Below are 13,083 nucleotides of genomic sequence, written 5' to 3'. Positions count from 1 at the left end.
AGCCAGGATGCTGACGCGCCGCAAGGGCGTGGAGACTTGGTTAGACATAATTCAACTTTATTCTTATAGGGGAAAGTGGTCACCAGACGGCTGGATCGTCTTATTTTTTGTCGGATGTGTCCAGTGTCCTGTATCGGATGCGAGGCATAGTCTCTGAAGGTCAATTCCGGCTAACAATAACGACAGGTGCCGCATGATCCCCAGAACCTTGTTCAGCTCCGAGCACGAACTTTTTCGCGACAGCGTGCGAACGTTCCTCGAAAAAGAGGCCGTGCCGTTCCATGGGCAATGGGAAAAACAAGGCTATATCGACCGCAAACTCTGGAACAAGGCAGGGGAGGCGGGGATGCTGTGTTCGCATCTGCCGGAAGAGTACGGCGGCCTGGGGGCGGACTTTCTCTACAGCGCGGTGGTGATCGAAGAGATCGGTCGTCTCGGCCTGACCGGTATCGGTTTTTCCCTGCATTCGGACATCGTCGCGCCTTACATCCTGCATTACGGCAGTGAAGCGCTGAAACACAAATACCTGCCGAAACTGGTGTCTGGCGAGATGGTCACGGCGATTGCCATGACCGAGCCGGGTGCCGGTTCCGACCTGCAAGGGGTGAAAACCACCGCGGTGCTCGATGGCGACGAGTATGTGATCAACGGTTCGAAGACGTTCATCACCAACGGCTTTCTCGCTGACCTGGTGATTGTCGTGGCCAAGACCGATCCGAAGGCTGGCGCGAAAGGCACCAGCCTGTTTCTGGTGGAAGCCAACACCCCAGGCTTTGCCAAAGGCAAGCGCCTTGAAAAAGTCGGCATGAAGGCTCAGGACACCTCGGAATTGTTCTTCCAGGACGTGCGAGTGCCAAAAGAAAACCTGCTGGGGCAAGCCGGGATGGGCTTCGCGTACCTGATGCAGGAATTGCCGCAGGAGCGTCTTACCGTTGCCATCGGCGGGCTTGCTTCGGCTGAAGCTGCGTTGCAATGGACGCTGGATTACACCCGCGAGCGCAAGGCATTCGGCAAGGCGATCGCCGACTTCCAGAACACCCGCTTCAAACTGGCGGAGATGGCGACCGAGATTCAGATCGGTCGGGTCTTCGTCGATCGCTGTCTGGAACTGCACCTGCAAGGCAAGCTCGACGTGCCGACCGCGGCGATGGCCAAATACTGGGGCACTGACCTGCAATGCAAGGTGCTCGACGAATGTGTGCAGTTGCATGGCGGTTACGGTTTCATGTGGGAATACCCGATCGCCCGGGCGTGGGCGGATGCGCGGGTGCAGCGGATCTATGCGGGGACCAATGAAATCATGAAGGAGATTATTGCGCGGTCGCTTTGACCTTGCGGTGACTGTTAGACCGCCATCTCGAGCAAGCTCGCTCCCACAGGTATTGCGCAAAACCTGTGGGAGCGAGCTTGCTCGCGATGGGGTCTATGAATCAATCAAGGTGCCGGGTTCGGGTGATCCTTGTGAATCGCCTCGATCCCCTCCAGTACTTCATCCGACAGTTTCAGCTCGAAGCTCGCTAAATTGCTTTCAAGCTGCTCCATCGTTGTTGCGCCAATGATGTTGCTGGTCACAAATGGCTGCTGAGTGACAAACGCCAACGCCATTTGCGCCGGGTCCAGGCCGTGTTCACTCGCCAGTGCCACATAACGACTGCACGCAGCTTCCGACTGCGGGTTGAAATAGCGGCTGAAGCGGCTGTAGAGGCTCAGGCGGCCTTTAGGCGGACGCGCGCCACCTTCGTACTTGCCTGACAGGAAACCGAACGCCAGCGGCGAATAGGCGAGCAGGCCGCACTGTTCGCGGATGGCGATTTCCGCCAGACCGACTTCGAAGCTGCGGTTGAGCAGGTTGTACGGATTCTGGATCGACACCGCGCGTGGCCAGCCACGGGCTTCGGCCAGGGCGAGGAAGCGCATGGTACCCCATGGCGTTTCATTGGACAGGCCGATGTGGCGGATCTTGCCGGCCTTGACCTGTTCGTCCAGCGCTTCGAGGGTGTCCTCCAGCGGCGTGAGGTTGGCTTCGATTTGGTGTTTGTAGCCGAGCTGACCGAAGAAATTGGTGCTGCGCTCCGGCCAATGCAGCTGGTAGAGGTCGATGTAGTCGGTCTGCAAGCGCTTGAGGCTGGCGTCCACGGCTTCGGTGATGTGCTGGCGGTTGTGCCGCAGGTTTTTGTCGCGGATGTAGTCGATGGTGTTGCCGGGGCCGGCGATCTTGCTGGCCAGGATCCAGTCGGCGCGATCACCGCGGCTTTTGAAGTAATTGCCGATGTAGCGCTCGGTGGTTGCGTAGGTTTCGGCTTTTGGCGGCACCGGGTACATCTCGGCAGTGTCGATGAAATTGATCCCGGCGCTTTTGGCCCGTTCAATCTGGGCGAAGGCTTCAGCCTCGCTGTTTTGTTCGCCCCAGGTCATGGTTCCGAGGCAGATGGCGCTCACGTTCAGATTGGTTCGGCCTAGCTGTCGATAGTCCATCGGGTGCTCCTTGGGCAAAACAATCATAAAAGCAGGTTGAATTATTTTTCGCAATCTGCATAATTGCGCACCTCTTTCTGCAGTGGAAGTGATGCGCCGCCGCCGAAGAATCTTGCCGTTGAACGGACGCGCCGACCCGAGCCCCCGAAAGCGTCTGTATCCGGCTGCCTTTGACTTGTCAAAGTACGCACTATTCAGTAAGATCCGCCGTCTAATTTACAGGGCGGCCCCTGAGGCTATAAAGAATGAAAACTTTTACTGCTAAACCGGAAACAGTACAGCGCGACTGGTTTGTCGTCGACGCTGCAGGTCAGACCCTGGGTCGTCTGGCCACCGAAATCGCGAGCCGTCTGCGTGGCAAGCATAAAGCTGAGTACACTCCTCACGTTGACACCGGCGATTACATCGTCGTTATCAATGCCGAGCAGATTCGTGTAACCGGTGCTAAAACCACCGACAAAATCTACTACTCCCACTCCGGTTTCCCGGGCGGCATCAAGTCGATCAACTTCGAAAAGCTGATCGCTAAAGCCCCTGAGCGCGTGATCGAGACCGCGGTCAAAGGCATGCTGCCTAAGAACCCGCTGGGTCGCGACATGTATCGTAAGCTGAAAGTCTATGCGGGCGCTGTACACCCTCATACTGCTCAGCAGCCCCAAGAACTGAAGTTTTAACGGAATAGTTCATTATGTCGGCGACTCAAAATTACGGCACTGGCCGTCGCAAGACCGCAACCGCACGCGTTTTCCTGCGTCCGGGTACTGGTAACATCTCCATCAACAACCGCACCCTGGAAAATTTCTTCGGCCGCGAAACTGCCCGCATGGTAGTTCGTCAGCCGCTGGAACTGACTGAGACTGTCGAGAAATTCGACATCTACGTCACCGTGATCGGTGGTGGTGTAAGTGGTCAAGCTGGCGCAATCCGCCACGGTATCACTCGCGCACTGATGCAGTACGACGAAACCCTGCGTGGCGCTCTGCGCAAAGCTGGCTTCGTTACTCGCGATGCACGTGAAGTTGAACGTAAGAAAGTTGGTCTGCGTAAAGCGCGTAAGCGTCCGCAGTACTCGAAGCGTTAATTCGCTTTTACGTTCAAAAAGAACGCCCAGTTTCCTCGCGAAGCTGGGCGTTTTTTTATGGGCGCGATTTATCAAAGAATTGCTCTGTGACAACTTGCCACAGCCGTAGAAGCCCTATACTGCAAGGCTTGGCAGTGGAGCCCCTCGGTAATTACCTTGTCAGAATTGGGGCTTTTCATTACCATTCGGCAAAATTTTTATAAGTTCAGATTTTTACTTAGTAGACGCCTGATTTAACAGGCCACAAAGCTGATGGGAGAGGACTGAATGAGCAATGACGGCGTGAATGCAGGCCGGCGTCGCTTCTTGGTAGCAGCCACATCCGTGGTGGGTGCTGCAGGAGCGGTGGGGGCTGCGGTCCCGTTCGTGGGGTCATGGTTTCCCAGTGCCAAGGCGAAAGCTGCAGGTGCACCGGTGAAGGTGAATGTCAGCAAAATCGAGCCAGGCCAGCAGATGATTGCTGAGTGGCGCGGTCAGCCGGTGTTCATTGTCCGCCGAACCGCGGAAATCCTGGGGAATCTGAAAAAGATCGAGGGCCAGCTGTCTGACCCGACCTCCAAGAACTCGACACAACCGACCTACGTCGATCCAGAAACGCGTTCGATCAAGCCAGAGGTTCTGCTGCTGATCGGTATCTGCACACACCTGGGTTGTTCGCCGACCTTCCGTCCAGAAGTGGCACCTGCGGATCTGGGCAAGGACTGGGTAGGTGGTTATTTCTGCCCTTGCCACGGCTCCCACTACGATCTGGCTGGCCGCGTCTACAAGTCGCAACCTGCGCCTTTGAACCTGCCAGTTCCCCCGCATTCCTATGAAACCGATGACGTCATTGTCATTGGCGTCGATACGGAGAAAGCGTGATGAGCAAGTTCATGGATTGGGTTGATGCGCGCTTTCCCGCGACCAAAATGTGGGAAGACCATCTCAGCAAGTACTACGCCCCGAAGAACTTCAACTTCTTCTATTTCTTTGGCTCCCTCGCACTGCTCGTTCTGGTCAACCAGATCGTTACCGGTGTCTGGCTGACCATGAGCTACACCCCGTCGGCGGAAGAGGCGTTTGCTTCCGTCGAATACATCATGCGCGACGTCGAGTACGGCTCGATCCTGCGTCTGCTGCACTCCACCGGCGCCTCGGCGTTCTTCATCGTGGTCTATCTGCACATGTTCCGTGGCTTGCTCTACGGTTCGTACCAGAAGCCGCGTGAGCTGGTGTGGGTCTTCGGCATGCTGATCTATCTGGCGCTGATGGCTGAAGCCTTCATGGGTTACCTGCTGCCGTGGGGCCAGATGTCCTACTGGGGGGCTCAGGTGATCATCTCGCTGTTCGGTGCGATCCCGGTCATCGGCAACGATCTGACTCAGTGGATCCGTGGTGACTACCTGATTTCCGGTATCACCCTGAACCGCTTCTTCGCCCTGCACGTTGTTGCGTTGCCGATCGTGATCCTCGGTCTGGTGGTGCTGCACGTTCTGGCGCTGCACGAAGTCGGTTCGAACAACCCGGACGGCGTGGACATCAAGAAATTCAAAGACGAAAACGGTGTACCGCTGGACGGCATTGCCTTCCACCCGTACTACACCGTGAAAGATATCGTCGGCGTGGTGGTGTTCCTGTTCATCTTCTGCTCGATCGTGTTCTTCTTCCCGGAAATGGGCGGCTACTTCCTCGAGAAGCCGAACTTTGAAGTGGCGAACGCCTTCAAGACGCCAGAGCACATCGCTCCGGTCTGGTACTTCACGCCGTTCTACGCGATTCTGCGGGCGATTCCGGACAAGCTCCTGGGCGTTATCGCCATGGGCGCGGCCATTGCTGTGCTGTTCGTCCTGCCATGGCTCGATCGTAGCCCGGTCAAGTCGATGCGCTACAAAGGCTGGCTGAGCAAGATCTGGCTCTGGGTGTTCTGCATCTCGTTCGTGATCCTGGGCGTGCTGGGCGTACTGGCCCCAACCCCTGAGCGGACGTTGCTGTCGCAGATATGTACCTTCCTGTACTTCGCCTACTTCATTCTGATGCCGTTCTACACCAGGCTCGAGAAGACCAAACCGGTTCCGGAAAGGGTGACTGGCTGATGAAAAAGCTATTTGCTGTACTGATTCTTGCTGCTTTGCCTGTGCTGTCCTTCGCGGCCGAACACGGTGGTCCTGAGCTGGAAAAGGTCGATATCGACGTTTCCGACAAAGCTGCAATGCAAGATGGCGCGCGTACATTCGCCAACTACTGCATGGGCTGTCACAGCGCCAAGTTCCAGCGTTACGAGCGTGTCGCCGATGACCTGGGCATCCCGCACGACCTGATGCTCTCGAAGGTGGTGTTCACCGGCGCCAAGATCGGCGACCACATGAGCATCGGCATGCAGCCGGCTGACGCCAAGACCTGGTTCGGTGCGGCGCCGCCCGACCTGACCCTGGTCGCCCGCGTTCGTGGCACTGACTGGCTCTACGGTTACCTGAAATCTTTCTACGAAGACCCATCGCGTCCTTGGGGCGTGAACAACAAGGTGTTCCCGAACGTCGGGATGCCTAACGTTCTGGTCGGCCTGCAGGGTCGTCAGGTGGTAGGCTGTAAACAAGTTCAAATCGTCGAAGACGGCAAGAAGCAATACGATCCGCTGACCGGCACGGCTTTGACTCATGAAGCCTGCGACCAGCTGACCATACTGCCGAAAACCGGCACGCTGAACGAAGAGCAGTTCGACGAGAAGGTCAAGAATCTGGTGACCTTCCTGGCCTACTCGGCCAACCCGGTGAAGCTGCAGCATCAGCGCATCGGTACCTATGTGTTGCTGTACCTGGCGTTCTTCTTCGTATTCGCATACTTGCTCAAGCGTGAATACTGGAAAGACGTCCATTGATAATGCTGTAAAATTGCTGTCAATCGCGCGCGCCCAAGGGCGTCTCTGAAGGTGTAACGAGCCTGGTGATCCAGGCGTTACGGGAGGCGCCCTCTGGGCGCGCGCGTTTTTCCGTTTCCGATAATTTCAACAAGCGAGGAGGACCGCCATGGGCGTGACCAATCGGTTGGCCTGTTACTCCGACCCCGCCGACCACTATTCCCACCGAGTGCGTATCGTACTTGCAGAGAAGGGTGTCAGCGCCGAGATCATTTACGTGGAAGCTGGTCGCCAGCCGCCTAAACTGATTGAAGTGAACCCTTACGGCAGCTTGCCCACCCTGGTCGATCGTGACCTGGCGTTGTGGGAGTCGACCGTGGTGATGGAATATCTGGATGAGCGTTACCCGCACCCGCCTTTACTGCCGGTTTATCCAGTGGCGCGTGCCAACAGCCGTCTGCTGATTCATCGTATTCAGCGTGACTGGTGTGGTCTGGTGGATCTGATCCTGGATTCCCGGTCCAAGGAAGCAGCCCGTGTCGTGGCTCGTAAAGAGCTGCGCGAAAGCCTGACCGGCGTGTCGCCGTTGTTCGCCGACAAGCCGTTTTTCCTCAGTGAGGAACAAAGCCTGGTGGATTGCTGCCTATTACCAATACTCTGGCGATTGCCGATTCTGGGTATAGAACTGCCGCGGCCTGCCAAGCCGCTGCTTGATTACATGGAGCGCTCGTTTGCGCGTGAGGCTTTCCAGGCGAGTCTGTCTGGTGTCGAACGCGATATGCGCTAAGGCTTAAGGAGCCGCTATGAACTCCAGTCGACCTTATCTGGTCCGCGCGCTCTACGAGTGGATTGTGGACAACGATTGCACCCCGCACATGCTGGTCAATTCCGAGTATCCGTCGGTACAGGTGCCTCAGGGTTTTGCCAGTGACGGACAGATTGTCCTGAACGTATCGCCGGCAGCCGTGCGTCATCTGCACATGGACAACGAAGCGGTCAGCTTCGAAGGGCGCTTCGGTGGCGTGCCGCACACCTTGTACGTGCCTATCGCATCGATCCTGGGCATTTACGCCCGGGAGAACGGTCAGGGTATGGTGTTCGATCTGGAATCGCCTATGGAAGACGAGGAAGAGATCGAGCCGGATGACGACATTCCGCCACCCGACAGCGAGCCGCCGCGTCCCAGCGGTCGACCGAGTTTGAAGGTGGTGAAATAAAAAAAGGGTGATCCGCAAGGATCGCCCTTTTTTTATTTCCTTCAAACGTAGGAGCTGTCGAGTGAAACGAGGCTGCGATCTTTTGATCTTTTAAAAGCAAAATCAAAAGATCGCAGCCTCGTTTCACTCGACAGCTCCTACAGGTCGATGGCGATCCAAGGATGCCATCACCTGCAAGCAAATATCAGTCGATGTACTCAAACAGTTTCACGATCTTCTGTACGCCGGAAACGCCTTGCACCAGGTTGGTCGCTTGGGCAGCTTCCTGTTTGGTCAGCAGACCCAGCAGGTAGACGATGCCGTTCTCGGTGACAACCTTGATGCGCGAGCCCGGAATGTTCGGATCGGTGAGCATCTGGGTCTTGATCTTGGAGGTCAGCCAAGTGTCGTTCTGGCGGGCAAGGAAGCCGGAAGGTGGCAGGACTTGCAGTTCGTTGTGGACTGTCTTCACCCGCTGAACAGCCGCAGCGGCCTGTTCGGCCTTGGCCTTGAGGTCGGCACGCGGGGTTTGCCCGGCGAGCAGCACGACGCCATTGAAGCTGGTGACGACGATGTGCGAGTCGTTATCCAGGGCTGGATCGGCCTTGGCAATGTTCACGCCGACCTTGGTGTCGATCAGAGAGTCGTCGATCTTGCTGCCGAAGGTGCGGGTGCCGCGGTCATCTTCGATCGGTGCTTCACGGCTGGCGTTAACCACCGAGGTGCAGCCGCTGATGCCGAGGCACAGGGTCAAGGCCAGAAGGCCTAGGCGATTAGGGGTCATTCTTCACTCCCGAACAGTTGGCTGTCGATCAAATCGCAAAGGCAATGGATCGTCAGCAGGTGGACTTCCTGAATACGTGCGGTGACGTTGGCCGGTACGCGAATCTCGACGTCCTCGGGCAATAGCAACGACGCCATGCCGCCGCCATCGCGACCGGTCAATGCTACGACAATCATTTCGCGATCATGTGCGGCCTGGATCGCTTGAATAATGTTTGCCGAGTTGCCGCTGGTGGAAATCGCCAGCAAAACGTCACCCGGCTGGCCGAGGGCGCGGATCTGTTTGGAGAAAATTTCGTTGTAGCTGTAGTCGTTGGCGATCGAGGTGATCGTCGAGCTGTCGGTGGTCAGCGCGATGGCTGGCAGGCTCGGACGTTCGCGCTCGAAGCGGTTGAGCAGCTCGGACGAGAAGTGCTGGGCATCACCGGCAGAGCCGCCGTTGCCGCAGGACAACATTTTGCCTTCGTTGAGCAGGGCGTTGACCATCACCTGGCTGGCTTGCTCGATGTGCGGTGCAAGTACGTCCATCGCCATTTGCTTGGTATCGATACTGGCCTGAAAAAGCTGGCGAATTCGGGATTGCATGTCCATCTGTGTGACCTTAATTAGCGCGGCTACTCGGCACATGAATGTGCAGCCCGCAAAGCAAAGAGCAAAAGTGTTGGGTGAAAGTGTCCGGTTCGGAACGTACGCGATCAGCTGTCGAAGGCATTCTGCAACCAGTTCAACTGATCGAGGTTGCTGTCGATGGCAACCACGTCGAAACGGCAAGGGGAATTGGCCCAACGCGACTCGCGCTGAAGAAAATACTGCGCGGCAAAAATCAGTTTCTGCCGTTTGCGCTCATCAATGCTATCGAGCGCGCCACCCCATTGAGTGTTTTTTCTGTAGCGGACTTCAACGAATACTACTGTATCGCCATCAAGCATGACCAGATCAAGCTCGCCGCGTTTACACAACCAGTTCTGCGCCAGCAGGCGCAGACCTTGTTGTTGAAGATGCTCGAGCGCATGGCGCTCGGCATCTTTACCGCTTTGCTGGCGTGACCTGTCGGGCATCAGCGCGGGGTGTCCGGCAGGCGTTGAACCTGACCGCTCACGAACTGTGCCCATGGCAACTGACGCACGACTCGCTGGTTTGCAGTCATGCCCAGGCTGCCCGATTGACCTTCGATGCGGCTGTCCGGCAATGCCTTGAGTTGCCCCAGGCGTGGTGCCAGGCGATAGGCGTCAACGCCCATCGCGTACAGACGACCCAGACTGCCAGCAGCTTGTGGCCATTGAGCGGTAACCTGTTTGCGCAGTGGATCGTTGGCCTCCAGCAACCATGGGGTTTCGCAGAAGCGAATGCCGTTCATGTCGTTGTACTGATTCACATCGCCGCTGGCGCTGAACACGTGGGAGGTGGCATAAACCGGCACGTCGCCAGCGTACTGGAAGTTCAGTGTCGGCTTGATCTGCTGGGCTTGCTGAGGCGTTGCGGCCAGGAAGATGAACTCGATGTCCTGGCGACGCGAAGGCTGGGCGGCTACCTGCCCGCCAACGGTGCTTTGCAGGCTCTTGGCACGACCTTCGCTCTGACGCAGCTGGAACATGTCGGCAATCTGCTGGGCCAGTTGAACCGGTTGGTCGACACGTTCGGTAGCGACGATGCTGCCACCGTTAGCCTGCCAATCCTGGCTGAACGCTCTCAACACGCGATCGCCCCATTCGCCTTTCGGCACCATGATGGCTGCGCGATGCAGGCCATCGGCGCGAGCACGGCGGGACACTTCACGGGCTTCGTCTTCAGCCGCAAGACCAAACTGGAACAGCTGGGCCGGACCTTGTTCGCCTTCGCTGTAGTTCAGCGCCAGGGTGGTGATCGGCAGTTGCGGGCGAGCGCTGAGCTGTTTGACCAGCGGCTTCTCCAGCGGGCCGACGACCAACTGCACGCCATCGGCTTGGGCCTTGCGGTAGAACTCGTCCATCGAAGTGAGTTTCGAGCTGTCATAGAACTCGATGGCTGGCGGCTTCTGCCCGGCTTGTTGGGCCTGGTAGTGAGCCGCCATGAAACCTTCGCGCAGTGCTTTGCCGACCGACGCCAACGGGCCGTCTTGTGGCAGCAGCAGGGCGATTTTGCTCAGGGGCTGGCTGGCCAGTTCCTTGAGTTTGGTCAGTGGCAACGGCAGTTGAATGGCGGCCGGGTGCTTTGGATTCTGTGCGCGCCAGTTGTCGATCGCCGCTTGCTGTTGTTCCACGGTGCCGGCACTTTTCACTGCCAGCGCCAGGCCCATCCAGCCGCCGAGGTCGTCGGAGGTGTTTGGCTGCAATTGGTCGGTCGGCAGCGAAGCGATCAGGGTCCAGATCGCTTCGTGGTTTTTGCTTGCCGCTTCACCTTCGAGCATTGGCGCAATGAAGATGCGCTCCCGTGCGGCAGCCAGGGTCTGGCCATCGGCTTCAAGGGCGCGGGCATGAACAGTGCCGGTGCGAACCTGTTGCTCAACCGGCAGTTCACTCAGGCGTTGCAGGCTCGGATGACTCAAGGCTGTCAGCGCCGCTTTCGGCTGATTGCGAACCATGGCCAATTCAGCCGCCAGGGTGCTGGCGAAAACCTGTTGGCCAGGCTTGAGTGTTTCGACGGGGACTTGTTGCAGGATTTGCGCGGACTGGCCGGCATTCCCCTGACGATAGGCCAGGTCTGCCGCGCTCAGGCGCAACAGGGAGGCTTTTTCCGGGTCTTTGCTTTGAGCGGCCTGTGCGAGCAATTGCTCGATACTGGCATCCGGGGTCCGTGGAAGTTCGCCAAGGCTGGAGGAGGGCGAGCTGGCGCAAGCCGCCAGCAAGGCAGCGAGGCAGAGGGCAGTGAACAGCCGCAGGCAAGCGATCATGTAGTGTTCCTGATACTCGATCAAATTAGCGTGGAATTGTACCCAAGCACTGGCCGGGGCGCGATGTTACTGGTGTGAATCGATCAATTTAGCTCGTGCAAATGTTGCGGCACTGCACAAAAGGCTGCAAAACCGAGGGTTGCTTGCGCGTATCGCGAACGTCGCGACGCGCTACAATGGCGGCTTTTACCGATCATGAGGTGTGCGCTTTGACTGCTCCAGGTGCTTTGAATTCCGCTGCTGGCTCGCTTTATGTGGTGGCGACGCCCATCGGCAACCTGGACGACATCAGTGCGCGTGCGCTGAAGATCCTGCGCGAGGTCGCCCTGATCGCCGCCGAAGATACCCGTCACTCTCAGCGATTGATGCAGCATTTCGGCATTCCTACACCGCTGGCGGCCTGTCATGAACACAATGAGCGGGATGAAGGTAGCCGCTTTATCACCCGCTTGCTCGCCGGCGACGATGTGGCGCTGATTTCCGATGCCGGCACGCCGTTGATTTCCGATCCGGGTTATCACCTCGTGCGCCAGGCTCGTGCTGCGGGAATTAATGTTGTGCCGGTTCCGGGCGCCTGCGCTCTGATCGCAGCGTTGTCGGCGGCGGGGCTGCCGTCAGACCGTTTCATCTTCGAAGGCTTCCTGCCGGCCAAGGCTGTCGGTCGGCGCGCCCGACTTGAGTTGGTAAAGGAAGAACCGCGCACGCTGATTTTTTATGAGGCGCCACACCGCATCCTTGAATGTCTGCAAGACATGGAACTGGTGTTCGGTGGGGAGCGCCCGGCTTTGCTGGCCCGTGAAATCACTAAAACCTTTGAAACCCTTAAGGGCTTGCCACTGGCTGAGTTGCGCGAGTTCGTCGAGTCAGACAGCAATCAGCAACGCGGCGAATGCGTGGTGTTGGTGGCGGGTTGGTCTGCCCCCGAGACCGAGGACGCCGTCAGCAGTGAAGCCATGCGCATTCTGAATTTGTTGCTTGAAGAAATGCCGCTCAAGCGAGCCGCGGCGTTGGCGGCGCAAATTACCGGCGAGCGCAAGAATGTGCTCTATCAGGTCGCGCTGGATAAACAGAAGGGCGAGTAAAAACCGACGTGCAGGCGCGGCCCAAGGCGTTTAGCGCTTGTCCTTCGGCCGCTCTGCCGTTAATCTTCGCGGCGGAGAGTCGATCGGACAGTCGCTGCCCTCTATGAAAATTAGGGGGGGGAGGAAAGTCCGGGCTCCATAGGGCGAAGTGCCAGGTAATGCCTGGGAGGCGTGAGCCTACGGAAAGTGCCACAGAAAATAACCGCCTAAGCGCTTCGGCGCCGGTAAGGGTGAAAAGGTGCGGTAAGAGCGCACCGCACGTCTGGCAACAGTTCGTGGCTAGGTAAACCCCACTTGGAGCAAGACCAAATAGGGTCCCAAGGCGTGGCCCGCGCTGGGACCGGGTAGGTTGCTAAAGATGTCCAGTGATGGCCATCGTAGACGAATGACTGTTCAAGACAGAACCCGGCTTACAGATCGACTCTCCACCTTTTTCCCCCTCCCTGCTTTAATCATTGAGCAGGGCGCCTGTAGTAGCAATTTCCCTCCTTACAGAATCAACAGCAGAAGCACTTTCCTAATACCGAAAAAATCTTACTCTTAACAAATTACTTTAACTTTCGAACGCAGCCTTCTGTGCTGATTCAAGTTATTGAGCAGGACGACAGGTCAGATTCTCGCTACCCCTCCTTTTACACTCCTAAATCTCAGTTCTGTAAGGGTTTTCCTTTAATCCGCGCCTTGACGGTGCGGTGGCCGCATTCCTATAGTGTGCGCAAGTGGCGGAAAGTGGCATGAAGTGGGTTTTTTGAGCTCAAAACGCT

At 57.4% G+C, this 13,083-nt stretch carries 14 protein-coding genes and 1 other RNA gene; 10 read left to right on the top strand and 5 right to left on the bottom strand.

All coding sequences use genetic code 11. The annotated features are described in order from the left end of the window. Nucleotides 1–193 precede the first annotated feature (193 nt). Nucleotides 194–1,330, top strand: coding sequence for an acyl-CoA dehydrogenase family protein (locus ACMXYH_RS27110; RefSeq protein ID WP_129441357.1), 1,137 nt, complete (start codon nucleotides 194–196; stop codon nucleotides 1,328–1,330). Between the two features lie 104 nt (nucleotides 1,331–1,434). Here ACMXYH_RS27110 and ACMXYH_RS27105 read toward each other — a convergent pair whose 3' ends face one another. Beyond that, nucleotides 1,435–2,475: an NADP(H)-dependent aldo-keto reductase gene (locus ACMXYH_RS27105; protein ID WP_415765496.1), complete on the bottom strand. Its 1,041-nt coding sequence runs from the start codon at nucleotides 2,473–2,475 to the stop codon at nucleotides 1,435–1,437. Nucleotides 2,476–2,720: 245 nt separating this feature from the next. Between ACMXYH_RS27105 and rplM the strand changes: the two genes are divergently transcribed. From rplM to ACMXYH_RS27070, 7 genes are all read left to right on the top strand, one after another. Then, entirely contained in the window at nucleotides 2,721–3,149 is a 429-nt protein-coding gene (rplM, locus tag ACMXYH_RS27100; protein ID WP_007905295.1) for a 50S ribosomal protein L13, read from the top strand. A gap of 14 nt (nucleotides 3,150–3,163) precedes the next feature. Continuing rightward, complete coding sequence (gene rpsI, locus ACMXYH_RS27095; RefSeq protein ID WP_003216038.1) at nucleotides 3,164–3,556, top strand: 30S ribosomal protein S9; 393 nt, start codon at nucleotides 3,164–3,166, stop codon at nucleotides 3,554–3,556. Nucleotides 3,557–3,823: 267 nt separating this feature from the next. Continuing rightward, a complete protein-coding gene (petA, locus tag ACMXYH_RS27090; RefSeq protein WP_129441361.1) occupies nucleotides 3,824–4,417 on the top strand; it encodes a ubiquinol-cytochrome c reductase iron-sulfur subunit in 594 nt (197 codons plus the stop codon). After that, nucleotides 4,417–5,628 carry a cytochrome b gene (locus ACMXYH_RS27085; RefSeq protein ID WP_201185763.1) on the top strand — a complete coding sequence of 404 codons (1,212 nt, stop codon included), beginning with the start codon at nucleotides 4,417–4,419 and terminating at the stop codon, nucleotides 5,626–5,628. The genes petA and ACMXYH_RS27085 overlap by 1 nt, the downstream gene beginning before the upstream one ends. Continuing rightward, nucleotides 5,628–6,410, top strand: coding sequence for a cytochrome c1 (locus tag ACMXYH_RS27080; RefSeq protein ID WP_129441363.1), 783 nt, complete (start codon nucleotides 5,628–5,630; stop codon nucleotides 6,408–6,410). Before ACMXYH_RS27085 ends, ACMXYH_RS27080 begins: the two co-directional genes overlap by 1 nt. Nucleotides 6,411–6,558: 148 nt before the next feature. Continuing rightward, nucleotides 6,559–7,176, top strand: a complete 618-nt coding sequence (locus ACMXYH_RS27075; protein ID WP_008155978.1) for a glutathione S-transferase N-terminal domain-containing protein — start codon at nucleotides 6,559–6,561, stop codon at nucleotides 7,174–7,176. 16 nt (nucleotides 7,177–7,192) lie between these two features. Next, nucleotides 7,193–7,606, top strand: a complete 414-nt coding sequence (locus tag ACMXYH_RS27070; protein WP_008155980.1) for a ClpXP protease specificity-enhancing factor — start codon at nucleotides 7,193–7,195, stop codon at nucleotides 7,604–7,606. A 184-nt stretch (nucleotides 7,607–7,790) separates the two neighbouring features. On the opposite strand, the gene ACMXYH_RS27065 is transcribed toward ACMXYH_RS27070, so the two are convergent. The 4 genes from ACMXYH_RS27065 to ACMXYH_RS27050 form a co-directional block, all read right to left on the bottom strand. Then, nucleotides 7,791–8,369, bottom strand: coding sequence for a BON domain-containing protein (locus ACMXYH_RS27065; protein ID WP_008147477.1), 579 nt, complete (start codon nucleotides 8,367–8,369; stop codon nucleotides 7,791–7,793). After that, nucleotides 8,366–8,959: a phosphoheptose isomerase gene (locus ACMXYH_RS27060; RefSeq protein ID WP_123365680.1), complete on the bottom strand. Its 594-nt coding sequence runs from the start codon at nucleotides 8,957–8,959 to the stop codon at nucleotides 8,366–8,368. Before ACMXYH_RS27060 ends, ACMXYH_RS27065 begins: the two co-directional genes overlap by 4 nt. A gap of 104 nt (nucleotides 8,960–9,063) precedes the next feature. After that, complete coding sequence (locus ACMXYH_RS27055; protein WP_019582357.1) at nucleotides 9,064–9,426, bottom strand: YraN family protein; 363 nt, start codon at nucleotides 9,424–9,426, stop codon at nucleotides 9,064–9,066. Next, on the bottom strand, nucleotides 9,426–11,237 hold the full coding sequence (locus ACMXYH_RS27050; RefSeq protein ID WP_129441365.1) for a penicillin-binding protein activator: 1,812 nt from the start codon (nucleotides 11,235–11,237) through the stop codon (nucleotides 9,426–9,428). Before ACMXYH_RS27050 ends, ACMXYH_RS27055 begins: the two co-directional genes overlap by 1 nt. 176 nt (nucleotides 11,238–11,413) lie before the next feature. On the opposite strand from ACMXYH_RS27050, the gene rsmI reads away from it, so the two are divergent. Both rsmI and rnpB read left to right on the top strand, forming a co-directional pair. Further along, nucleotides 11,414–12,319 (top strand): 16S rRNA (cytidine(1402)-2'-O)-methyltransferase, encoded by a 906-nt coding sequence (gene rsmI, locus ACMXYH_RS27045; RefSeq protein ID WP_165353260.1) that lies wholly within the window; start codon nucleotides 11,414–11,416, stop codon nucleotides 12,317–12,319. A 75-nt stretch (nucleotides 12,320–12,394) separates the two neighbouring features. Further along, nucleotides 12,395–12,748: RNase P RNA component class A (rnpB, locus tag ACMXYH_RS27040), an RNA gene on the top strand. The last annotated feature ends 335 nt before the right edge of the window (nucleotides 12,749–13,083 follow it).

Source organism: Pseudomonas frigoris, from assembly GCF_047758635.1.
In the GTDB taxonomy this organism is placed as follows: domain Bacteria; phylum Pseudomonadota; class Gammaproteobacteria; order Pseudomonadales; family Pseudomonadaceae; genus Aquipseudomonas; species Aquipseudomonas frigoris.
The sequence above is the reverse complement of the archived record's forward strand: the minus strand, read 5'-3'. Positions and strand labels throughout refer to the sequence as shown.